2 protein-coding genes are annotated in these 1,364 nt (G+C 23.2%); both read right to left on the bottom strand.

What is annotated here, in order from left to right:
- Positions 1-101 precede the first annotated feature (101 nt).
- Entirely contained in the window at positions 102-239 is a 138-nt protein-coding gene (locus O6B72_RS09295; protein WP_269492989.1) for a hypothetical protein, read from the bottom strand.
- A 139-nt stretch (positions 240-378) separates the two neighbouring features.
- Positions 379-1,056 (bottom strand): CRISPR-associated endoribonuclease Cas6, encoded by a 678-nt coding sequence (locus tag O6B72_RS09290; protein ID WP_269492988.1) that lies wholly within the window; start codon positions 1,054-1,056, stop codon positions 379-381.
- Positions 1,057-1,364: the final 308 nt, after the last annotated feature.

Raw genomic sequence — 1,364 nt, 5'->3', positions numbered from 1 at the left:
CAAATTTTTATAAAAGTTTAGCTAAAATCAATCCAAATCAATATAGTCATTTTTTAAATGGGTGGTTAAATAGAATAAAAAATAGTTAAATTTATAAAAAACTATTGACATTTATCATAAAATCTTATAAAATCATCATCGTTTACTAAATTACCGATATTATGAAGTTTTTGAACCAAACTCATTTTAAGCCTTTTTAAAATTTCAAGAATTATAAATAAAAATAAATTTTTTGTCAAATTTTATTATAATATGTAGTTATATTTTGACATTCATATATATTTTTATTATAATCACTCTTTTAGCAAGGAAATCTCGTAGATTTTGAAATTTATGATATGTTGTTAGCCTTGCTAAATTTTATTATTTTATAAAAAACTAGGCTTTAATTTCTTCTACAAATCCGCATCCATAACTCATTACTCCTGCTCCAAGACCAGTAGATAGTGCTAAATTTATAAGCTCGTTACTGGCTTTTATATTCCAAGTTGCAAGCCAAGCTTTCATATAATTTACATTATTTCCATAGTAGAATTTTTTGTAATTTTCAAAGTCTTGTGAAAGTAGAGTTATCTCACAATTTTCATTGTATTTTTTACCATAAAAAGTTTCGTATTTTTGAAATAGATTGTTTTTCATTATCTCAAGATGTCTGGAGTCTTGTGGTTCAAGATAGATTTTTTTATTTAAGAGGCTTTTTACATTGCAAACTACATATCCATTAAAATTTATCTCATTTTTATTTGTGTTGTGATCACTTAAATTTACACAAGTATCAACAAGACAAATTTCTCCGAGTCTTAAGTCGTTTTTTAGTAGCGATACGGCTACTATTTCTTCAAGTTCTTTTTCCAAAGCACTAAATTTAATTGTCAAAAGACCATTATACAAACTAAAACAAAAATTTGTTTTTTTAAATATTTTGCCACTACTATGCTTATATCCTGTATGTTCTTCTTTAGGTAAGATAGAGTAAAAAAAACCTTGAATTAATTTTGACAAGCCTTTATAAATTTTAAGATTTTTTGAATGTATTTTGCTTTCTATTTTTAACATATTAACCCTTTAAAATAAAAAAAGTAAAATATTATACCATTAAGAATTTAAATAACCATACATGTTAAAAATAATACTTTATATGTTTGTATATAAAATTAGCATTGTAATTAGATACGCAGATAGCATAACAACCACTAAACCACCATTATATAAAAACACATAAACAAGATAAAAGGAAAAAAGCAAACAGATAAAAGTCTTTAAAAGATTAATTTAATTAGATATGTTTTTAAAATAAACATTGCAATAAATACTAGATAAATTAATAATTAAAAATATATAGATAGTATAAAAACAAAGTCCGC

Origin of the sequence: Campylobacter ureolyticus, from assembly GCF_027277485.1 — a bacterium.
Lineage (GTDB): Bacteria > Campylobacterota > Campylobacteria > Campylobacterales > Campylobacteraceae > Campylobacter_B > Campylobacter_B ureolyticus_B.
The sequence above is the reverse complement of the archived record's forward strand: the minus strand, read 5'-3'. Positions and strand labels throughout refer to the sequence as shown.